Consider the following 20830-nt stretch of genomic DNA (forward strand, 5'->3'; position numbering starts at 1 on the left):
GGCCTCAGTCGCCCTCGAAGCGGATCTCGACGTCCCGGCTGGTCAGGCAGCGCCGGGCGAGCAGCGCGAGCCGGCGGACCCGGTCCACCTCCGCGGGCGCCCGGGCCACCTCGGCCAGACAGCGCAGCTCGGCGAGGAGTTGCGGCGCCGCCTCGGCGCTGACCACCAGCTCGCCGAGCGGATCGACGCGGTCCAGCAACGGCGTACGGCCGCCGCCCCGCACCCGCTTCAACAGGTCGAGCAGGACGTCGTCGGGGTCGGCGACCACGCCGGCCGCGACGTGCGACGGACGACCCCGACCGGGTCCGGCCCGGACCAGCCGATAGAGGACGGCATCCACACCCACGATCGGTCCCCTCCTCCCGCCGGCGTCACCCTCCCGGATCGACGCCGCTCTGCTCCGCCTCGCGAATCACCCCTGCACCTCACCGGCCGGGCCCGGCCCGTGACGCCACCGGCCCGGCCCGGCACCGCGATGCCGCTCGGCGACAACCGTGACCGTCCTCTTCGTACGACCAGTTTCCCCTGTCCGGGGCCGGGTCAGCCACCCCTGACGGCGCGCCGACCCGCGACAGATCGCCAGCGACACGCAGAAACGCGGCACCGCGACGGACAGGGCCACGACGGCGGGGACAGCCGGAACGACGGAGACGCACGCACGCGGGACGTCGACGCGCCGCCGACGGGACGACGCTGGTGCTCTGCCGTGGTGGGATCACGGCCGTAGGCTGGGGTGGTGTCCGCCGACAGCAGGATCAGGCCGCGTCCCACCGCGGCCTCCGGCGGTGCCGACGATCAGGGGTGGACCCGGCCCGGCGCGCCGGCGCCCGTACTGGGCAGGGCTGGGCGGTGAGCGTCGAGGGGCGTGGCACCCGCGCCACCCATGAGGGACTGCCACCGGCGATGCGGGAGTCGGTGGACGACTTCGCCGACCACCTGGCTCGGGTCCGCAACCGTTCCGCGCACACCGTGCGGGCGTACGTCACCGATCTGGTCTCGCTGCTCGACCACGCCGTCCGGATGGGCTGCGTCGACCTCGCCGAGCTGGACCTGACGGTGCTGCGCAGCTGGTTGGCGAAGCAGCGGACGATGGGCGCCGCCCGGACGTCGCTGGCCCGTCGCGCCGCGTCGGCGCGCACCTTCAGCGCCTGGGCTCACCGGTCGGGGCTGCTGCCCGCGGACGTGGCCGCCCCGCTGTCCAGCCCGAGGGCCCACCGCGAGTTGCCCGCCGTGCTCCGCGCCGACCAGGCCGCCGCCCTGATGACCGCGCCCTCCCGCACCGCGGCACCGCCCGACGCCGCAGACCCGACCGCCGCACCGTCCAACGCCGCGGACCCGGCCACCGCCCCGCCCGGCCTCATGGACGGGGCCGCCGCATCGCCCAAGGCCACGGACCGGGCCGTGCCACCGGCCGAGGCGGTCGACCGGGCAGGCGGCGAACGTGCGGCGGGCGAGGACGAGCCGGTGCTGCTGCGGGACCGGGTGCTGCTGGAGGTGCTCTACGGCACCGGGATCCGGATCAGCGAGGCGTGCGGCCTGGACCTCGCCGACGTCGACCACGGCCGCCGGGTGGTGCGGGTGCTGGGCAAGGGCGGCCGTGAGCGCGCCGTGCCATACGGGGTGCCGGCGCAGCGTGCGCTGGACGCGTGGCTGGGCCGGGGCCGACCTGCCCTGGCCGGCCCCGGCTCCGGAGGTGCGCTGCTGCTGGGCGCCCGGGGCCGGCGGCTGAACCCGACCACCGCGCGCCGGATCGTCGCCGGGTACGCCGAGCAGGCCGGCCTGCCCCGGATCAGCCCGCACGGGCTCCGGCACTCGGCCGCCACCCACCTGCTGGAGGGCGGCGCGGATCTGCGCGCAGTGCAGGAGCTGCTCGGGCACTCCTCGCTGGCCAGCACCCAGATCTACACGCACGTCTCCGTCGAGCGGCTGCGGGCGGCGTACCAGCAGGCGCACCCACGCGCCTGACCGACCCGGCGGCCCGCGCCGTCGCAGGGCTGCGCCGTCACAGGGCGGTGACCGCGGGAGGAAGGCGATCCGGCGGTTGATGATCGACGGCGGGCTACGATCGGCGGATGACGGTCCCGCAGCCGCCCGAGCCGATCCCCGGAGCTCGGCTGCTCTTCTCGCTCGACCCGTCGGTCAGTCACCTCAACCACGGCTCGTTCGGCGCCGTTCCGATCGGGGTGCAGCGGGCCCAGCAGCGGCTGCGCGACGAGATGGAGGCGAACCCGCTGCGCTTCTTCACCCAGGGTCTGGTCGATCGGATCGCGCACACCCGCCGGCACCTGGCCGGGTTTCTGGGGGCCGACCCGGAGGGCACCGCGCTGGTGGGCAACGCGACCACCGGGGTGGCGGTGGCGCTCCAGTCGATCGGCCTGCGCCCCGGCGACGAGGTGCTGACCACGGACCACGGGTACGGTGCGGTCCGCTTCTCGGTGGAGCGGGAGTGCCGGCGCACCGGGGCGACGCACCGGACCCTGCACGTGCCGCTGATCGCCGGCGACGAGGAGGTCGTCGAGATCGTCCGCTCCGGGCTGCGCCCCGGGCGGACCAAGCTGGTGGTGATCGACCAGCTCACCTCCGCCACCGCCCGACTCTTCCCGGCCGCCGCCGTGGTCGGGGTGGCCCGCGAGCAGGGCGTGCCCGTGCTGGTCGACGCGGCGCACGCCCCGGGCATGCTGCCGATCACCGTGGCCTCCGTCGGGGCCGATTTCTGGGTCGGCAACCTGCACAAGTGGGCGTACGCGCCGCGCGGGACCGCCGCGCTGGTGGTCGCGAAGCCGTGGCGGGAGCGGATCGAACCGCTGGTGGTCTCCTGGGAGCAGGAGGCCGGCTTCCCCGCCCGGGTCGAATGGCAGGCGACGCTGGACTACACGCCGTGGCTGGCCGCGCCGGTGGGGCTGTTCACCCTGCGCAGCCTGGGCGTCGACCGGGTACGTGCGCACAACGCCGCGCTCGCCGCGTACGGGCAGCGGGTGGTCGGGGACGCCCTCGGGGTGGCGCCGGCCGACCTGCCGGAGCCCGGCGGACCGACGGTGTCCATGCGGCTCATCCCGCTGCCGCGCGGCGTCGCCGCCACGAAGGACGCGGCGGAGGCGCTGCGGACCCGGATCGCGGACCGGCTCGCCGCCGAGGTGGCGGTGATGACCTGGAACGACCGGGGCTGGCTGCGGCTGTGCGGCCAGGTCTACAACACCCCCGACGAGTACGACCGGTTGGCGGTCCAGCTGCCCACGCTGCTCGCCCAGCGGTGAGCCGTCGCCGTCCAGCGGCAGCAGCCGGACGCGTCCCAGGCCGAGCAGGGCCAAAGGATCGAGGTATTCGTCGCCCCGGCGCAGCCCCCAGTGCAGGCACGCCGCGGCCGGGCAGCCGGGGTGGCCGGCGAGCAGGGTGCCGATGGGCGTACCGACGGCCACCCGGGCACCGACCGCCGGCCCGGGGCGTACCGGCTCGTAGGTGGTCCGTAGCCCGCCGCCGTGCCCGACGGTGACCACCGGGCGCCCGGCCACCGTGCCGGCGAAGAGGACCACGCCCGGGCCGGCCGACCGGACCTCGACGCCCGGGTCGGCGGCCAGGTCGACGCCCCGGTGACCGGGCAGCCAGGGCTGTGGCGGCGGGTCGAACCGGCGCACCGGCCGGGGTGTGCCGGCGAGCGGCCACCGGAACCGTGACCCGGACCCGGATGCCCCTCCCCCCGCCGGATAGCCGACCGCGGACGCACCCGCCCGGGACACCTCCGGTGGGGAGGCGACCAGCGGGGACACGCTCGCCGGGGCAACGGCCACGGGGGCGGCGCGCGACGGGGCGGCCGCCGGGGCGGGCGGCGCCGGGAGGATCAGCGGGAGCAGAAGGAGGGCCGCCGTGACGGGCCCGGACGCTGTTCGCACGGCCGGCAGCCTGCCCCGACGGCGGTCTCCGCGCCACCGGTGGTCACCGCCGACTGTGGATGGCGACCCGGCTGTGGAGAACGCCCGGCGGCGGAGTCGATCTGCTATGCGACCGCACGGGCCGGCGACCCGCACCGCCTATGCTGAGCCGATGACGCGGGACTGGTACGCCTGGCATGACGACTACGACCAGCCGGGCTCGGCCCTGTCCCGGCGCCTGGCCGAGCTGCGGTTGCGCGTCCGCGAGGCGCTCGACCAGGCGCCGCCCGGTCCGCTGCGGGTGGTCAGCCTCTGCGCCGGTCAGGGGCGGGACCTGATCCCGGTGCTCGCGACGCATCCCCGACGGGATGACGTGACCGCCCGCCTGGTCGAGCTGGACCCCCGCAACGCCGAGGTGGCCCGGGCGGCCGCGGCGGCGGCCGGCCTGTCGGCGGTGCAGGTGGTGGTGGGGGACGCGGCGCTGACCGACCACTACGCCGATCTCGCCCCGGCGGAGCTGGTGCTGGTCTGCGGGATTTTCGGCAACATCGTCGACGGCGACATCCGGGCCACGATCGGGCACTGCGCGGCCCTCTGCGCCGCCGGTGGAACGGTCTTCTGGACCCGGCACCGCCGCGAGCCGGACCTGGTGCCCACCATCTGCGACTGGTTCGCCGAGGAGGGCTTCACCCCGGTGGCGGTGAGCAGCCCGGCCGACGGGGTGGGGGTGGGCGTGCACCGCTTCGCCGGCCGGCCCCGGGCGCTGCCGGCCGGCGTGCGGATGTTCGAGTTCGTCGGCTACGACCGCCTCACCCACCCGTGACCGGGCGTCCGCCCGCCGACCGCCGGGAGCAGCGATGACCACTGTGGACGACGTCAGCCGGCCGTCCCGGATCGCCGACCCGGATGAGGCGATCAGCGCGGAGGAGCTGCAGCTCGCCGCCCGCAACCATGGCATCCCGCTGGAGGCGCTGCGCTACGACGTCACCCCGGCCGGGCTGCACTACCTGCTCATCCACTACGACATCCCGGACGTCGACCCGGCGGCGCACACGCTGACCGTCGACGGCGCGGTGGACCGGCCGCTGAGCCTCGACCTGGCCGCCCTGCGGGACCGGCCCGGGGTCACCCACCGGGTGACCCTGGAGTGCGCCGGCAACGGGCGGGCGCTGCTGCACCCCCGGCCGGTCAGCCAGCCGTGGCTGGTCGAGGCGGTCGGCAACGCCGAGTGGACCGGCACGCCGCTGGCGCCGCTGCTGCGCGAGGCCGGGCTCTCCCCGGAGGCCCTGGACGTGGTCTTCACCGGCGCGGACCACGGCGTCGAGCGGGGCGTCGAGCAGGACTACCAGCGGGCGCTGCCGGTCGCGGACGCGCTGCGCGAGGAGGTGCTGCTGGCGTACGAGATGAACGGCGCTCCCCTGCTGCCGCAGCACGGGTCGCCGCTGCGGCTGATCGTGCCCGGCTGGTACGGCATGGCGCACGTGAAGTGGCTGCGGAACATCCGGGTGCTGACCGAGCCGTTCGACGGCTACCAGAACGCGGTGGCGTACCGGCTGCGCAGCGACGCCGACGACCCGGGGGTGCCGGTGACCCGGATCGAGCCGCGCGCCCTGGTCCGCCCGCCGGGCTTCCCGGACTTCATGTCGCGTACCCGGGTGCTGCGGCCGGGGCCGTGCACGGTGGACGGTCGGGCCTGGTCGGGACACGCACCGGTCAGCGCGGTGGAGGTGACCACCGACGGGGGCGCGACCTGGGCGCCGGCCCGGCTGGCCGAGCCGAGCGGCGGGGAGTGGGCGTGGCGGGGCTGGCGGTACGAGTGGGACCCGGAGCCGGGGCGCTACCTGCTCGGCGCCCGGGCCACCGACGCCTCCGGGCGGAGCCAGCCGGTCGAGCAGCCCTGGAACCGGGGCGGTTTCGCCAACAACCTGGTGCAGCGGGTCGAGGTGGTGGTGCTGGCGGAGTGACCCGCCACGGCGCGGCCGGGCCGCCCGGCGGGGCGGATCAGCCGCCGCGAGCGGAAACCGTCAGCCGCCGAATCCGGAGTCTGCGGGAAGGGAGATGTCCGGCTTTTCGAGCTCTTCCACATTGACGTCCTTGAACGTCATTACCCGGACATTCTTGACGAACCGGGCGGGACGGTACATGTCCCACACCCAGGCGTCGTGCATCTCGACCTCGAAGTAGACCTCGCCGTCCGAGTTGCGCACGTGCAGGTCGACCTGGTTGGCCAGGTAGAAACGGCGCTCGGTCTCCACCACGTAGGAGAACTGGCGGACAATGTCGCGGTACTCCCGGTAGAGCTGCAGCTCCATCTCGGTCTCGTACTTCTCGAGATCTTCCGCGCTCATCGCACTCCGCCTTCCATGACCACATCTTCCCCCACCGGCGCCGGAGGTCGAGGCTGCTCGCCCAACGCCACGCCGACGGTACCCCCTGACGCGCCGGAGCGCTCCATCGGCTCATCCGGGCCGTCCACCGCCGGCCGACGGGACCGGGGCGGGCGCCCGTCCCGGCCGGAGATCGTGGCCACGTTGACGTACGAGAAGCGGTGCTCCCGGCACGGCCCCCGCTCCCGCAGCGCCGCGGTGTGCTCGGGCGTGATGTAACCCTTGTGCTCGGCGAACCCGTAGCCGGGGAACTTCCCGTCCAGCTCCACCATCAGCCGGTCCCGGGTGACCTTGGCCAGCACGCTCGCCGCCGCCACACAGGCGGCCACCCGGTCGCCCTTCCACACCGCCAGCCCCGGCACGTCCAGCCCGTCCACGCCGAAGCCGTCGGTCAGCACGTACTCCGGACGGGTGGTCAACGACGCGAGGGCGCGCCGCATCGCGGCCAGGTTGCACACGTGCAGCCCGCGCGCGTCGACCTCCTCCGCGGGGATCACCACCACCGCGTACGCGAGGGCCCGGTCGACCACCTCGTCGTAGATCCGCTCCCGGCTGGCCGGGGTGAGCAGCTTGGAGTCGGCCAGCCCGTCGATCTCGCCGCGCCGCCCCTCGGGCAGCACCGCGGCGGCGGCGACGAGCGGCCCGGCGCAGGCGCCCCGCCCGGCCTCGTCCGCGCCGGCCACGTGCCGGAAGCCGCGCCGTTGCAGGGCGCGTTCCAGCGCGTAGAGGCCACCGTCGCGGCGCACCACGGTGCGCGGGGGCGTCAGCACGCCGCAACCCGGTGGGCGGCCGGTCGGGCGGCGAGCGCCCGGGTCAGCACCGCCGGCAGGTCCGCCGGGTAGTAGCGCTCGTCGGTGCCGGCCAGTTCGTCCGGGGACCACCAGCGGTGGCCGGTGACGCTGGCCCGCTCGACCTCGTCGAAGCCCGCGGTGTCCACCTCCCAGGCCGCAACGCGGACCAGGAAGAACTCCTGCTCCTGCCGGTACCAGACGCCGTCGAACGGGAACTCGATCGTCTCGGCCCACACCGGCGGGCCCAGTTCGGCCGGGGTGAGCCGCAGCCCGGTCTCCTCGGCCAGCTCACGCGCCGCGCCGTCGGCCGGGCTCTCCCCCGGCTGGAGCCCGCCGCCGGGGGTGAACCAGTAGCTGTGGCCGGGCCGGGCCGGATCGGTGCCGGCGAAGAGCAGCACCCGGCCGGCAGCGTCGACGAGCAGCACCCGGGCCGCGCGTCGGGGGGTGTAGACGGTCACCGCCCAAGCCTGCCAGACGGCTCCGACGAACGGCCACGCCCTCCGGGGTCAGGGATTGGGGATCCCGTCGAACTGCTTCGGGACGGTGAGCCAGGTCGCCCGGTTGACCGGCCAGAAGACGGTGAACGCCCGCCCGACCACCTGGTCCTCCGGGATGGTGGCCTCGGTGATGTCCTGGCCGGACTGCTGCCAGTGCTCCAGCGAGTCGCCCGAGGCCGACCGGTGGTCACCCATCACCCAGAGGCGCCCCCGCGGCACGGTGATGTCGAAGTCCTGGTCGGCGGGCTTGTCCTGCTGCCCGTTGGCGGAGTAGATGTACGGCTCGTCCAGCGAACGGCCGTTGATGACCAACCGGTCCTGCGCGTCGCAGCAGACCACGTGGTCGCCGCCGACGCCGATCACCCGCTTGATGAAGTCCTCACCGTCCGGGTTGCCGCTCCACACGGTGGGCGCCTTGAAGACGATCACCTCGCCCCGGTGCGGCGACCGGAAGTCGTAGACCAGCTTGTTGACCAGCACCCGATCGTCGATCTTGAGAGTGTTCTCCATGGACGGGGAGGGGATGAAGAAGGTCTGCAGCACGAAGGCACGCACCAGCACTGCGACCAGGATCGCCACGCCCAGGAGGATGGGCAGCTCCTTCCAGAAGGAACTGCGGGGCTTTTCGGTCTGCTCGTCAATCACGGGAGGAGCCTACGACGCCGGGCACGCGGGGGCCGCCCGGAACGCGCGAGAACGGAGAGGGCCGCCGTGACCGGGAGGACCAGGACCACACCGCCCACCGGGTCGGGATCGACGGGGGTCGGCGGCTGCGCGCCGTCCGCCTGCGGCAGGCTGGCGAAGGTCTCCGGCACGGGCAGGGACGTCCACCGCTCGGAGGGCCAGACGATCATGAAGGCCCGGCCCACCACGTTGTCGATGGGCACCGGGCCCTGGCAGCGGGCGTCCTGGGAGACCAGCCGATGGTCGCCCATCACGAAGATCTGCCCGGCCGGTACGACCACCTCGGTGAACTGCCGGGACCGGCACTCCCTCGGGTTCGGCGGCACGTCGGCCGGCGAATCCTCCGAGACGTACGCTCGCTCGTCCAGCGGCACGCCGTTGACCACGACCCGGCCGTTGTCGCAGCACCAGACCTTGTCGCCGGGCACCCCGATCACCCGCTTGATGAAGTCCTTCTCCCCGGGACGGCTGACCCCGACCAGGTCGCCGAGGGTGCGCCCGACCTTGCCGGCGAACCCGGCCGGCGGCGCCGGGGTCTCCTGGGCAACCCATTTGTCGGTGCCCCGGAAGACCACCACCTCGCCGCGCACCGGGTCCCGGACGTCGTAGACGACCTTGTTGACCAGCACCCGGTCGCCGATGAGGAGGGTGTTCTCCATCGACCCGGAGGGGATGAAGAACGCCTGGAGCAGGAAGGTGCGGATCAGCACCGCGAGGCAGAACGCGACGACCAGGAGCAGGGGCAGCTCCTGCCAGAGGGGCATCTGCCGCCTGGTGCGCCGGGCCCGCCGGCGCCAGGGGTCGACGGTGGCGTCCTCGTCAAGCATCTGCACCATGCCACTCTCCGGTCCGCAGAAACGACACCACCGCCCGGGGGCCTCGTCGTGAGGCCCCACGGGCGGCGGTGGACCGCTCTGCCGCGATGCACGCGGCGTCGCTGCCCTCCTGCGCCCGTACGACCAGGGTAATGCGATCTGGTCGATACGACATCCGCGCAGGTGGGGCAGCGTGGCGAGCGGAAAGTCAGCTCGTCGGCTGCTTCTCGCGCAGCTCCTTGATCTTGGCCTTCTTGCCCCGCAGCTCGCGCAGGTAGTACAGCTTGGCGCGACGCACGTCACCGCGGGTCACGACCTCGATCCGGTCGATCGCCGGGCTGTTGATCGGGTACGTCCGCTCCACACCCACACCGAAGCTGACCTTGCGGACCGAGAAGGTCTCGCGCAGACCGTCACCCTGGCGGCGGATGACGACGCCCTGGAAGATCTGGACACGGGACCGGTTGCCCTCGACGACCCGCGCGTGCACCTTCACGGTGTCACCGGCACGGAAGTCGGGGAGGTCGACCCGCTTCGACTGGGCGTCAAGGGCGTCCAGGATGTTCATCGCTGTGTCCTCGTGAGGCTCACGGCGCACCGTCACTCGGTGCGCGGATGGGTGATTCTGATCCCCGGGTGGTGGACGGCGGGCCGCCCCCGGTCGAGGATCCTCGCAGCCGCCCGCGGGCGCGGACAGCTGCGGCAACCCCTCTACTTTGCCACATCCCCCGGCGGCGACTGAAATCCACCCCGGTCCAGCGCGGCCCGGTCCCGCTTGTCCAGGCTCTCCGGGGGCAGCGCGGCGATCATGTCGGGGCGGCGCGCGGCCGTCCGGGTCAGCGCCTCGTCCCGCCGCCAGCGGGCGATCCGCCCGTGGTCACCGGAGCGGAGCACCTCCGGCACCTCCTGCCCGCGCCAGGTCGCCGGTTTGGTGTACATGGGCGCTTCGAGCAGCCCGTGGGCGTGCGACTCCTCGTCCAGCGACCCGGCGTTGCCGAGCACCCCGGGCAGCAGCCGGGTGACCGCCTCCAGGATCACCAGCACCGCGACCTCGCCGCCGAAGAGCACGTAGTCACCGAGGGAGACCTCGGTCACCCGCATCCGGGTCGCCGCGTGGTCGAGGACCCGCTGGTCGATGCCCTCGTACCGGCCGCAGGCGAAGAGCAGGTGCGACTCGGCGGCCAGCTCGTGCGCCATGGCCTGGGTGAACGGGGCGCCGGCCGGCGAGGGAACCAGCAACCGGGGCAGCGTGTGGCCGTCCGGGCTGAGCTCGTCGGGAGCCAGGGCGTCCAGCGCCTCACCCCACGGCTCCGGCCGCATCACCATGCCGGGGCCGCCGCCGTAGGGGGTGTCGTCGACCGTGCGGTGCACGTCGTGGGTCCAGGTCCGCAGATCGTGTACGGCCAGCCGCAGCGTGCCGTTCGCCCGGGCCCTGCCGATCAGCGACAGGTCCAGCGGGGCGAAGTACTCCGGGAAGATCGACACGATGTCGACGCGCATGGGGGGTGCTCCGGCGGTCTAGAGATCGAGCAGACCGGCCGGCGGGTCGACGACGACACGACCGCCGGCGAGGTCCACCTCGGGCACGATCGCCTTGACGAACGGGATCAGCGCGGTGAGCCCCTCGGGGCGGCGCAGCACCAGCAGGTCTGACGCGGGCGCGTGGTCGATCGCGGCCACCTCGCCCAGCCGCTCGCCGGCCGGGGTGACCACGGCGAGGCCGACCAGCTGGTGGTCGTGGAACTCCTCCGGGTCCTGCGGCGGCGCCACGTCGGCGCTGTCCACCGTGAGCAGGGTCCCGCGCAGCGCCTCGGCGACGTCCCGCTCCAGCACACCCTCGAAGGCCACCAGCAGCCGGCCCTGGTGCCAGCGCGCCGACTCGATGGTCAGCTCGGCCGGCACCTGGAACGGCACACCGGGACCCGGCGCCGGGTTGGCCGGGGGCCTCGCCCCCGGCTCGGTGCGCAGCACCGAACCGGGGGCGAAGCGTGCTTCGGGCTCATCGGTCCGCACCTCCACGGTGACCTCACCGCGGATCCCGTGCGGCTTGCCGATCCTGCCGACGACGAGAAGCATCAGTACGAGTCGACGATGTCGACGCGTACCCCACGCCCACCGATGGAGCCGATCACCTGGCGCAGCGCCTTGGCGGTCCGGCCGGACCGCCCGATCACTGTGCCGAGGTCCTCCGGGTGCACGCGGACCTCGAGCCGCTTACCCCGACGGGAATCGACCAGCCGCACCCGGACGTCGTCCGGGTGGTCGACGATCCCCTTGACCAGATGCTCCAGGGCGGGACGCAGTGCCATGTCAGGCCTGCTCGCCGGACTCGGCACCGGTCTGCTCCTTGGCCTTCGGCGCCTCGGCCTCGGCCGGGGCGGCCTCCGCCTTGGGGGCCTCCGCCTTGGGGGCCTCCGCCTTGGGGGCCTCCGCCTTGGGGGCCTCCGCCTTGGGGGCCTCCGCCTTGGCGGCCTTCTTGGCCGGCTTGGCCGGGGTCTCCGGAGCCAGGCCGGCGGCGGCCTTCGCCTCGGCCTCGTACGCCGCCTTGCGGTCGGCCCGCTCCGGGGCGACCTTCAGCGGCGGCGGGGCCGGCAGGCCCTTGAACTTCTGCCAGTCGCCGGTCAGCTCCAGCAGACGCTGCACCGCCTCGCTCGGCTGCGCGCCGACGGAGAGCCAGTACTGGACCCGCTCCGACTTGACCTCGATCACCGAAGGGTCCTCCTTCGGCTGGTACACGCCCACGAACTCGATCGCGCGACCGTCACGCTTGGTACGCGAGTCGGCGACGACGATGCGGTACTGCGGGTTGCGGATCTTGCCCATCCGCAGGAGCCGGATCTTTACGGCCACAGTTGTTTCGCTCCTGTTGCGATTTCACCGGCCCGGTACGGGCGGTGCACGGGTGAGCGCCAACCGGCACAGTGGGGTTTGGGCCGGAGACTGCTCGGTGGACTGGCGACGCGCCCGGGTTAGAGGGCGCCGGACGCGCGCCGGATACCAGCGAACCATTCTGCCAGATCCGGCGCCGAACTCTCACACCGGACCCGGGAAAGGTCACCCGGGTCAGCCCGGGAGGTGACGGAGGGCACCCGGTCAGCGGACCGGCGGCCGGTCCCAGCCGGGTGGCAGCCCGTCCGGCACGTCCCACTCCGGCGGTGGGGTGAAGTCGCACCAGGTGCCGTCGAACGGGAACTCCGCCGCCTCGGCGACGCGGATCACCCGCTCCCCCTCGGCCCGGACCGCCTTCTCGTCGGTCACCCAGTAGTGGTCCGGGAAGGCGAGCCGCTCGGCGAACTCCTCCTCGTCCTTCCACGCCCAGCTGTGGTCGGGGCGGACCACCACGTCCAGGTCCTGGTCGACCATGTCCACCCCGGCCACCGGGCCGTCGTCCCAGCGGACGCCCGGTTCCTCCAGGTTCACGTACCACTCGGCGAAATGGCCCTCGGCGTCCCGGAACCACCAGACCGAGTGGGCCGCCCCGGTGGGCAGGAACTTCAGCACCGGCGGCCCGTTCCAGCGGCTCCGCGCCAGCCGGTACGACGAGGTGATCCACTCGGCGAAGGGCATCGCCCGCATGCCCAGCCCCGCCTCGGTGACCTCGTGCGCCACGGGCGAGTCCCGGGCGACCCAGAGCAGCAGCCCCCGGTCGTCGTCGAGGACCACCCGGGCCGGCCGGACCCAGCCGATCCGGCCGTGCCGCACGTTCCGGTGCATGATCAGCCGGCCCGGTTCGAAACGCACGCCACCACCCCAGGGGTTGACAGGGGCCCCTCCTCTACCGGAGGCGTTAAAGGGACCCTTCCTTGCACATCAGTAGGCGCGGGCGAGGATGGCGACCAGGTCCGGCTCGTCCTCCGAGTCCGGCACCGAGCCGTCGGCGCGCAGCAGGCACCGGACCGTGACGCCCTGGCCGTTCGCCTCGGCCTCGCCCTGGACCCCGACCGCCGACCACGGCACCTTGGCCCAGCCGGTGGCCGCCGCCTCGATCGCCTCCGCGAGGGTCGAGACCTCGACGGTGCGGGACTCGCGGTGCGCCAGGGCCTGGTCGTGCAGCGCCCGCTGGTCGGCCTCCAGGGCCGCCAGGACCGCGCCGACCACGTCGGCGACCGGGGTCGGGGACTTCGTGCCGTCCGTACGCCGGACCACGACCGCGTTGCCGGCGGCCAGATCACGGGGGCCGACCTCGACGCGTACCGGATAGCCGCGCAGCTCGGCGTCGACGGCCCGGCGGCCGAACGCGGTGTCCGTGCGGTCGTCCAGCGCGACCCGGACGCCGGCGTCGCGCAGGCCGTCGCGGAGCTTGGCCGCCGCCTCCGCGACGCCCTCGCCGTCCTTGACGATCATCACGTACGCCTGGACCGGCGCCAGCTTCGGCGGCACGCGCAGGCCGTTGTCATCACCGTGGGCCATGATCAGACCGCCGAGCATCCGGGTCGAGGTGCCCCAGGAGGTGGTCCAGGCGTGCTCCCGGCCGCCCTCGGCCGACGAGTAGCTGATGTCGAACGCCTTGGCGAAGTTCTGGCCCAGCTCGTGACTGGTGCCCAGCTGGAGCGCCTTGCCGTCGCCCATCATGCCTTCGCAGGTGTAGGTGGCGGTCGCGCCGGCGAAGCGCTCGCGGGCCGTCTTCAGACCCACCACCACCGGGATGCCGAGCACGTTGACCATCAGGTCCTCGTACGCCTCGTGCAGGATCTTGCGGGCGTAGGCCCGGGCGTCCTCACGGGTCGCGTGCGCGGTGTGCCCCTCCTGCCAGAGGAACTCGCTGGTCCGCAGGAAGATCCGCGGGCGCAGCTCCCACCGGACCACGTTCGCCCACTGGTTGAGCAGCAGCGGCAGGTCCCGGTACGAGTCGATCCACTTGGCCATGAACTCGCCGATCACCGTCTCGCTGGTGGGGCGCACCACGACCGGCTCGGCGAGCTGCTTGCCACCACCGTGGGTGACCACGGCCAGCTCCGGCGAGAAGCCCTCGACGTGCTCGGCCTCCCGCTTGAGGTAGCTCTCGGGGATGAACAGCGGGAAGTACGCGTTCTCCGCGCCGGCCGCCTTGATCCGGGCGTCCATCTCGGCCTGCATCCGCTCCCAGATGGCGTAGCCGGCCGGTCGGATCACCATGGTCCCCCGGACCGGGCCGTTGTCGGCCAGCTTCGCCTTGGCGATCAGGTCCTGGTACCAGCGGGGAAAGTCCTCCGCACGGGGAGTGAGCACGCGTGCCATGACCGCACATCCTATGCGCCGCCCGCCGGGCCGCCGCGATCGGGCGCACCAGCGCCGCACGACGGGCGCGCGGGACAGCGACGCTCACCCCCGCTGACTACCATCTGCGGCCATGTCGCCGCTGCGCTCCCTGTTCGGCCGCGCCTCCGGGCCGGCCTCGCTGCCGTATCCGCCCACCTCGCCGGAGGGGCTGGCCGCCCGCTGGGTGCGCTGGGTCGCGGCGCACGGACCGGCGAAGAACCCGGTTCGCGACACCACCGGCGAGCACGCCGGGCACCACCAGGCCGACGACGTCTGGTTCCTGGCCGGCAGCTACGGCGGGTCGGTGACCCGGCGCTGCCCGGTGCCCGCCGGCCGCCCGCTGTTCTTCCCGGCGTTCAACATGTGGCAGTTCCCGGCTCAGGCGGGCGAGGTGCCGGTGGTGTCCCGGGCGACCGGGCACGCCCAACTGAACGGGGTGGCGCTGCCGCTGGCCGCGGTCGGCACGACGACGCCGTTCGAGGTGCGCGGCGCGCTCGGCAACGGCGTCACCTCGACGGCCCGCCCGACGCCGGTGACCGTCTGGGGGCTCTGGGTCAGCCTCCCGCCGCTGGCCCCCGGCGCCCACGAGCTGACCTTCGGCGGCAGCGACGGCGGCGGCTTCTGGGTGGAGGCGCAGTACCGCCTCGTCGTCAGCTGAGCCGATCGGACGCCCGTAGAATTCCGGGCACCATGGACGAACCCCGGGACTCGGCCCGCCAACGCCTGCGGGACAGCATCGTCGACGCCGCCCGCGCCCAGACGGTCGCCACCGGCTGGGACGGCGTGCGGATGGGTGGGGTGGCCGGCGCGGCCGGGGTGAGCCGGCAGACCGTCTACAACGAGTTCGGCAGCAAGGCGGGGCTGGCCGAGGCGCTGGCCCGGCGGGAGGTCGACCGGTTCGTCTCGGCGGTCCGCGCGACGCTCACGCACCACGGCGCCGACGTCCGGGCCGGCGCGTACGCGGCCATCGCGCACACCCTCACCGAGGCGGCCGGGAACCCGCTGATCAAGGCGATCCTGACCAGCGCGCGGGGCGGCTCCGACGAGCTGCTGCCGTACCTGACCACCCGCTCCGAACTGGTGCTGGCCGAGGCCTCCGGGGCGCTGCTGGAATGGGCGAGCAGCCACCTGCCGGCGACCGACCCGGCCCGGCTGGCGTTCGCCGCCGACACCATCGTCCGCCTGGTGGTGAGCCACATCGTGCTCCCCCAGGCCCCGCCCGAGCAGACCGCCCGCGCCCTGGCCGACCTCGCCCTCCACCTCTTCCTCACCTCGACCATCCCCTGAACCCGGGGCCGGTCAGCGGATGACGCGGCCGCGCAGGACGATGCGGGACGGGGTGCGGACCACGCGGAGGTCGCGGCGCGGGTCCTCCGGGTAGACGACCAGGTCGGCGAGGCCGCCCTCGACCAGGCCGGGGAAGCCGAGCCAGGCGCGGGCGCCCCAGGAGGCGGCGGCGAGCACGTCCAGCGTGGACATGCCGGCCTGCTCGTGCAGCAGCAGCATCTCCTCGGCGGCCAGGCCGTGGTCGATCCCACCGCCCGCGTCGGTGCCGACGTAGATCGGCACGCCCGCCTCGTACGCGGCCCGGACCACCTCGGGGAAGCGGTCCCGCAGTGCGATCATGTGGTCGGCGTACCCGGGGAACCTGGCGCGCGCCTGGTCGGCGATGCCGCCGAAGGTCGCAATGTTGATCATCGTGGGGACCAGGGCGGTGCCCTGCCGGGCCATCAGGTCGATCAGGTCGAGGCTGAGGCCGGTGCCGTGCTCGACCGAGTCCACCCCGGCGCGCACCATGATCTCCACCGCCGACTCGGAGAAGGTGTGCACCGCGGCGCGGGCGCCGACGGCGTGCGCGGCCGCGACGGCCGCGGTCATCGTGTCGGCGTCCCAGGCCGGCGCGAGGTCGCCCACGCCGCGGTCGATCCAGTCGCCGACCAGCTTGACCCAACCGTTGCCGGCGGCGGCCTGCGCCGCCACCGTCGCGGCGACCTCCGCCGCGCCGACCTCCACGCCGATGTCGCGCAGGTAGCGCTTGGGCGGGGCGACGTGCCGGCCGGCGCGGGCCAGTCGCGGCAGCTCCGGCTCGTCGTCGAGTTCGGGGTACGGGTACGGCGAGCCGGCGTCGCGGATGGCCAGCACTCCGGCGTCCCGGTCGGTGCGGGCCAGCTCGCGGGCCTGGTCGAGGGTGGTGATCGGGGCGCCGCCCCGGGCGATGCCGATGTGGCAGTGCGCGTCGGTCAGGCCGGGCAGCACGAAGCCACCGTCGGCCACCGTCTCCGCCCCGGGTATCGGGGCGAAGCTCACCCGGTCGCCGTCCAGCCAGATGTCCCGGACCTCGTCGTCCGGCAGCAGCACACCGTGCACATGCAGAGCCATGTGCACAGTCCTACCGGATCACTCGCCGTCGGGGGCCAGCAGGTCGCTCTTCCGGGCGGTCAGGGCCGGCAGGTCGATCGAGACCTTCCGCGGCCGCTCGGTGACGAAGCGGTCCTCGGTGTGGGCGACCTGCTCGTACTCGCGGCCGGCGCCGAGCGCGTACTCGGTCAGCGTGATGCGCTCCTGGAGCGGGTCCAGCACCCAGTACGACCGGACGCCGGCGTGCGCGTAGACCTTCGCCTTGTCGTACATGTCGCGGAAGGTGGAGGTCGGCGAGACGACCTCGACCGCGAGCAGCGCGTCCTCGACCGGAACCGGTGACCGGCCGGCGTGCTTGCGGCGAATGACCACCACGTCGGGGCGCGGCTCGTTGCGGTGGTCGACCCGCATCGACAGGTCGATACTGACCAGGTATTCCGGCGGGCAGTTGACTTCGAGAGCGAGTAGCAGACGGACGCAGAGGTCCTGGTGCACGGCGGTGGGCGACGGCACGATCAACCTTCCGTTGACCAGTTCGTACGGAAGGTCCTTCGGCAGGTCGCCGAGGTCGTCGACCGTCCACTCGTGCCGTTCGGGCAGGATCGGCGCCGCGGTCATGACATCTCCTTCCAGGGGGCGACATCACCCTACGATCAGATGATGTCGCCCTCCGTCACCGACACGCTCACCGGGGGCGGTTGTCGCCCTTGCCGAGCTTGTTGAAGTCGATCTTCGGGAGCTTGAAGCCCGGGGGCAGCCCCTGCCCGCCGGCCAGGTCGCCCGGGTCCAAGCCCGGCGGGAGCTGCGGCATGCCGCCCGGGAAGCCGCCCGGCAGCCCGGCGCCCGCCCCGGTACGCGGCCGGTTGCCGCCCTTGGTGCCCTTGCGCTTGTTCTTCGGCGACTTGGTCGCCTTGCGGCGGCCACCGCCGGGCAGGCCCATCATGCCGCCCATCTGCTTCATCATCTTCTGCGCGTCGGTGAAGCGGTTGAGCAGCTGGTTGACGTCCATCACGGTGACCCCGGAGCCGCTGGCGATGCGGGCCCGGCGGGAGCCGTTGATGATCTTCGGGTTGGTCCGCTCGCCCGGGGTCATCGACCGGATGATCGCGGTGACCCGGTCGAAGTGCTTGTCGTCCAGCTCGGCGAGCTGGTCCTTCATCTGCCCCATGCCGGGCATCATGGCCAGCACGTTGGCGATCGGGCCCATCCGGCGGACCGCGATGAGCTGGTCGAGGAAGTCCTCCAGGGTGAACTGCTCGCCGCCCATCAGCTTGGCGGTCATCTTCTCCTTCTGATCGGCGTCGAAGGCCTGCTCGGCCTGCTCGATCAGAGTGAGGACGTCGCCCATGCCGAGGATCCGGCTGGCCATCCGGTCCGGGTAGAAGATGTCGAAGTCTTCGAGCTTCTCACCGGTGGAGGCGAAGAGGATCGGCTGCCCGGTGACCTCCCGGACCGACAGCGCGGCGCCGCCGCGGGCGTCGCCGTCGAGCTTCGAGAGCACCACACCGGTGATGCCGACGCCGTCGCGGAACGCCTCGGCGGTACGGACGGCGTCCTGACCGACCATCGCGTCGATGACGAAGATGACCTCGTCGGGCTGGACGACATCGCGGATGTCGGCGGCCTGCTGCATCATCTCGGCGTCGATGCCGAGGCGGCCGGCGGTGTCGACGATGACGATGTCCCGGGCGGCCCGCTTGGCGTGCTCGATCGAGGCGCGGGCCACCTGCACCGGGTCGCCGACGCCGTTGCCGGGCTCCGGGGCGTACACCTCGACGCCGGCGCGGCCACCGAGCACCTGGAGCTGCCCGACGGCGTTGGGGCGCTGGAGGTCGGCGGCGACCAGCAGCGGCTGGTGGCCCTGGGCCTTGAGCCAGCGGGCCAGCTTGCCGGCGAGGGTGGTCTTACCGGAACCCTGGAGGCCGGCCAGCATGATCACCGTCGGCGGGTGCTTGGCGAACTGGAGCCGCCGCCCCTCGCCGCCGAGGACGTTGATCAGCTCCTCGTTGACGATCTTGATGATCATCTGCGCCGGGTTGAGCGCCTGGGAGACCTCGACGCCCCGCGCCCGCTCCTTGACGTTCGCGATGAAGCCCTTGACCACCGGCAGGGCGACGTCGGCCTCCAGCAACGCCATGCGGATCTCGCGCGCGGTGGCGTCGATGTCGGCGTCGGTGAGCCGACCCTTGCCGCGGAGCTTGGTGAAGATCCCGGACAGGCGGTCACTCAAGGTGTCAAACACACGAACATCCCGTTTGTCAGTGTTCCGGCGGGTACAGACTCGGCCGGCACGCACAAGGCCGGCCACCCGCAAGGGTAACCGTCCCACCTCGCCACTGCTTCCCGCCGGCCCGGCCCGCCCCGGCATCGTCAAGATCGCCCCACGGAGACGGCCGCGTGCCGTTCAGCCAGAAGATCACGAAACGACCAGCCCCGACTGGTACGCGAAGACCACCAGCTGGGCCCGGTCGCGCGCGCCCAGCTTCACCATGGCCCGGCTGACGTGGGTACGCGCCGTGGCCGGGCTGACCACCAGCCGGTCGGCGATCTCGGCGTTGCTCAACCCCTCCCCGACCAGCGCCACGACCTCCCGCTCCCGGTCGGTGAGCGCGCCGAGCCGGGGGTGCGGCCGGGGCACCCGGGCCGGCCGGGTGGCGAACTCCCGGACCACCCGCCGGGTCACCGACGGCGACAGCAGCGCCTCCCCCTCGGCGACCAGCCGGATCGCCCGCAGCAGCTCCGCCGGCCGGGTGTCCTTGGTGAGGAAGCCGCTGGCCCCGTGCCGGAGCGCGTCGAAGACGTACTCGTCGAGCTCGAAGGTGGTCAGCACGATCACCCGGGTACCGGCCAGCCCGGGGTCGGCGACGATCCGCCGGGTGGCCTCGATGCCGTCGATCCCGGGCATCCGGACGTCCATCAGCACCACGTCGGGACGGGCCCGCCGGGTCGTCTCGACCGCGTCCAGCCCATCGGCCGCCTCGCCCACCACGGCGAGGTCATCCTCGCTCTCCACGAGGGCGCGCAGCCCGATCCGGACCAGGTCCTGGTCGTCGGCGAGCACCACGGTGATCACTGTGCCTCCTCCACGGGCAGGGTCGCGGACACCCGGAACCCCCCACCGGGCGCCGGGCCGGCGGTGAAGGTGCCGCCCAGCGCGGTCACCCGTTCCCGCATGCCGGCCAGGCCGGAGCCGGTCGGCAGGCCGGCGACCGGTCCCCGGCCGGTGTCGGTCACCGCCACGGCCACCTCGGTGGGCGCGTACCGGATCCGGACGGTGGCGGCGGCCGGGCCGGCGTGCCGCAGCACGTTGGTCAACGACTCCTGCGCCACCCGGTACGCGGCCAGGTCGACGGCGACCGGCAGGGTCCGGGCCGCCCCGCTGACCTCCACGGTGACCGGCAGCCCGGCGCCGGCCAGCCGGTCGCGCAGCAGCGGCAGCTGGGCCAGCCCGGGCGTCGGGGCCCGCTCGTCGGCCGCCTCGTCGCGCCGGACCACGGTGAGCGTGACCCGCAGCTCGTCCAGCGCCTCCTTGCTGGTGCGGCTGATCGCGGTCAGCGCCGCCTCGGCCTGCTCGGGCTTGCGGGCCAGCAGGTGCAGGGCGATCTCCGCCTGCATGTGGATGGCGGCGAGACCGTGCCCGACCACGTCGTGCACCTCCCGGGCGACGCGCAGCCGCTCGGCGTCGGCCAGCCGGCGGGCCTCGTCGACCCGGCCGCGCGCCGCGCTCTCCCGGGCCAGCCGGACCGTGGTGCCGACCGCGAACGGCACCACCACCCAGGCGGCGGCCGGCATCGCCCCGAGCAGCCCGGGCGGGCGGACCCCGACCACCACGTGCACCAGCACCGCGGCGAGGGCCACCCCGCCGGCCACCGCCCCGGTGCGCAGCGGCAGGTACGCGGCCACGGTGTAGACGGCGATGAGAAACGACAGCAGGATCGGCCCGTACGGGTAGCCGAGCACCAGGTACGCCGTGGTCGCCACGGTGACCACCGCCAGGGTCGCCAGCGGCCAGCGCCGGCGCGCCGCCAGGGCCAGCGCGGCCACCGCCACCAGCGGGTACGTCGCCCGCCCGGTGCCGATCCCCTCGTTCACGCCGGCCGGTCCGGTGCCGACCAGCCCCATCCCGAGCAGCGCCAGGGCGACGACGGCGTCGAAGACCGTGTCGCCCCACCCGGTCCGGTTGCGCTCCACCCC

The 20830-nt window shown here is 73.7% G+C and carries 23 protein-coding genes and 2 pseudogenes; 6 read left to right on the plus strand and 19 right to left on the minus strand.

Features of this window, described 5'->3' with window-relative positions; genetic code table 11:
* Positions 1-4 precede the first annotated feature (4 nt).
* On the minus strand, positions 5-346 hold the full coding sequence (locus OG799_RS21005) for a hypothetical protein (RefSeq protein WP_406036859.1): 342 nt from the start codon (positions 344-346) through the stop codon (positions 5-7).
* Between the two features lie 557 nt (positions 347-903).
* On the opposite strand from OG799_RS21005, the gene OG799_RS21010 reads away from it, so the two are divergent.
* A complete protein-coding gene (locus tag OG799_RS21010; RefSeq protein WP_406046359.1) occupies positions 904-1965 on the plus strand; it encodes a tyrosine-type recombinase/integrase in 1062 nt (353 codons plus the stop codon).
* Positions 1966-2072: 107 nt separating this feature from the next.
* Complete coding sequence (locus OG799_RS21015) at positions 2073-3254, plus strand: aminotransferase class V-fold PLP-dependent enzyme (RefSeq protein WP_406036860.1); 1182 nt, start codon at positions 2073-2075, stop codon at positions 3252-3254.
* Between the two features lie 6 nt (positions 3255-3260).
* On the opposite strand, the pseudogene OG799_RS21020 reads toward OG799_RS21015, so the two are convergent.
* Positions 3261-3887 (minus strand): annotated as a pseudogene (locus tag OG799_RS21020) (murein hydrolase activator EnvC family protein); the annotation flags it as partial.
* 151 nt (positions 3888-4038) lie between these two features.
* On the opposite strand from OG799_RS21020, the gene OG799_RS21025 reads away from it, so the two are divergent.
* Together OG799_RS21025 and OG799_RS21030 are read left to right on the plus strand one after the other, a co-directional pair.
* Positions 4039-4689, plus strand: a complete 651-nt coding sequence (locus OG799_RS21025) for a class I SAM-dependent methyltransferase family protein (protein WP_406036861.1) — start codon at positions 4039-4041, stop codon at positions 4687-4689.
* Positions 4690-4723: 34 nt separating this feature from the next.
* Positions 4724-5830, plus strand: coding sequence for a sulfite oxidase (locus OG799_RS21030; RefSeq protein ID WP_406036862.1), 1107 nt, complete (start codon positions 4724-4726; stop codon positions 5828-5830).
* Positions 5831-5890: 60 nt separating this feature from the next.
* On the opposite strand, the gene OG799_RS21035 is transcribed toward OG799_RS21030, so the two are convergent.
* From OG799_RS21035 to proS, 12 genes and pseudogenes are all read right to left on the minus strand, one after another.
* Positions 5891-6214, minus strand: coding sequence for a DUF2469 domain-containing protein (locus OG799_RS21035; RefSeq protein WP_007075222.1), 324 nt, complete (start codon positions 6212-6214; stop codon positions 5891-5893).
* On the minus strand, positions 6211-7023 hold the full coding sequence (locus OG799_RS21040) for a ribonuclease HII (RefSeq protein WP_406036863.1): 813 nt from the start codon (positions 7021-7023) through the stop codon (positions 6211-6213). Before OG799_RS21040 ends, OG799_RS21035 begins: the two co-directional genes overlap by 4 nt.
* Positions 7017-7502: an NUDIX hydrolase gene (locus OG799_RS21045; RefSeq protein ID WP_406036864.1), complete on the minus strand. Its 486-nt coding sequence runs from the start codon at positions 7500-7502 to the stop codon at positions 7017-7019. The genes OG799_RS21040 and OG799_RS21045 overlap by 7 nt, the downstream gene beginning before the upstream one ends.
* A gap of 48 nt (positions 7503-7550) precedes the next feature.
* The gene (gene lepB / locus OG799_RS21050) at positions 7551-8186 is read right to left on the minus strand and encodes a signal peptidase I (protein ID WP_406036865.1); all 636 of its coding nucleotides are present in this window, start codon (positions 8184-8186) and stop codon (positions 7551-7553) included.
* Between the two features lie 9 nt (positions 8187-8195).
* Positions 8196-9061 (minus strand): annotated as a pseudogene (gene lepB, locus OG799_RS21055) (signal peptidase I).
* Positions 9062-9248: 187 nt separating this feature from the next.
* Complete coding sequence (gene rplS, locus OG799_RS21060; protein ID WP_130332913.1) at positions 9249-9608, minus strand: 50S ribosomal protein L19; 360 nt, start codon at positions 9606-9608, stop codon at positions 9249-9251.
* A 143-nt stretch (positions 9609-9751) separates the two neighbouring features.
* On the minus strand, positions 9752-10540 hold the full coding sequence (gene trmD / locus OG799_RS21065) for a tRNA (guanosine(37)-N1)-methyltransferase TrmD (RefSeq protein ID WP_406036866.1): 789 nt from the start codon (positions 10538-10540) through the stop codon (positions 9752-9754).
* Positions 10541-10558: 18 nt separating this feature from the next.
* Entirely contained in the window at positions 10559-11116 is a 558-nt protein-coding gene (gene rimM / locus OG799_RS21070) for a ribosome maturation factor RimM (RefSeq protein WP_406036867.1), read from the minus strand.
* Positions 11116-11376, minus strand: a complete 261-nt coding sequence (locus OG799_RS21075) for an RNA-binding protein (protein ID WP_172836435.1) — start codon at positions 11374-11376, stop codon at positions 11116-11118. Before OG799_RS21075 ends, rimM begins: the two co-directional genes overlap by 1 nt.
* Positions 11351-11890, minus strand: a complete 540-nt coding sequence (gene rpsP, locus OG799_RS21080; protein ID WP_406036868.1) for a 30S ribosomal protein S16 — start codon at positions 11888-11890, stop codon at positions 11351-11353. Before rpsP ends, OG799_RS21075 begins: the two co-directional genes overlap by 26 nt.
* A gap of 243 nt (positions 11891-12133) precedes the next feature.
* Positions 12134-12781: a DUF402 domain-containing protein gene (locus OG799_RS21085; RefSeq protein WP_406036869.1), complete on the minus strand. Its 648-nt coding sequence runs from the start codon at positions 12779-12781 to the stop codon at positions 12134-12136.
* Between the two features lie 69 nt (positions 12782-12850).
* Positions 12851-14257, minus strand: coding sequence for a proline--tRNA ligase (proS, locus tag OG799_RS21090; RefSeq protein ID WP_406036870.1), 1407 nt, complete (start codon positions 14255-14257; stop codon positions 12851-12853).
* 112 nt (positions 14258-14369) lie between these two features.
* On the opposite strand from proS, the gene OG799_RS21095 reads away from it, so the two are divergent.
* Together OG799_RS21095 and OG799_RS21100 are read left to right on the plus strand one after the other, a co-directional pair.
* Positions 14370-14936 carry a hypothetical protein gene (locus OG799_RS21095; RefSeq protein ID WP_406036871.1) on the plus strand — a complete coding sequence of 189 codons (567 nt, stop codon included), beginning with the start codon at positions 14370-14372 and terminating at the stop codon, positions 14934-14936.
* A gap of 32 nt (positions 14937-14968) precedes the next feature.
* Positions 14969-15565, plus strand: a complete 597-nt coding sequence (locus OG799_RS21100) for a TetR family transcriptional regulator (protein WP_406036872.1) — start codon at positions 14969-14971, stop codon at positions 15563-15565.
* Positions 15566-15577: 12 nt separating this feature from the next.
* Here OG799_RS21100 and OG799_RS21105 read toward each other — a convergent pair whose 3' ends face one another.
* The 5 genes from OG799_RS21105 to OG799_RS21125 all read right to left on the minus strand — a co-directional run bounded on the left by OG799_RS21105 (position 15578) and on the right by OG799_RS21125 (position 20827).
* Complete coding sequence (locus OG799_RS21105; RefSeq protein WP_406036873.1) at positions 15578-16657, minus strand: amidohydrolase family protein; 1080 nt, start codon at positions 16655-16657, stop codon at positions 15578-15580.
* A gap of 18 nt (positions 16658-16675) precedes the next feature.
* Positions 16676-17254 (minus strand): Uma2 family endonuclease, encoded by a 579-nt coding sequence (locus OG799_RS21110; RefSeq protein WP_406036874.1) that lies wholly within the window; start codon positions 17252-17254, stop codon positions 16676-16678.
* Positions 17255-17321: 67 nt separating this feature from the next.
* Positions 17322-18878, minus strand: a complete 1557-nt coding sequence (ffh, locus tag OG799_RS21115; RefSeq protein WP_406036875.1) for a signal recognition particle protein — start codon at positions 18876-18878, stop codon at positions 17322-17324.
* A gap of 174 nt (positions 18879-19052) precedes the next feature.
* On the minus strand, positions 19053-19709 hold the full coding sequence (locus OG799_RS21120; RefSeq protein ID WP_406036876.1) for a response regulator: 657 nt from the start codon (positions 19707-19709) through the stop codon (positions 19053-19055).
* Entirely contained in the window at positions 19706-20827 is a 1122-nt protein-coding gene (locus OG799_RS21125; protein ID WP_406036877.1) for a sensor histidine kinase, read from the minus strand. Before OG799_RS21125 ends, OG799_RS21120 begins: the two co-directional genes overlap by 4 nt.
* Positions 20828-20830 lie beyond the last annotated feature (3 nt).

The sequence above is a fragment of the Micromonospora sp. NBC_00898 genome, from assembly GCF_045207895.1.
GTDB lineage: Bacteria > Actinomycetota > Actinomycetes > Mycobacteriales > Micromonosporaceae > Micromonospora.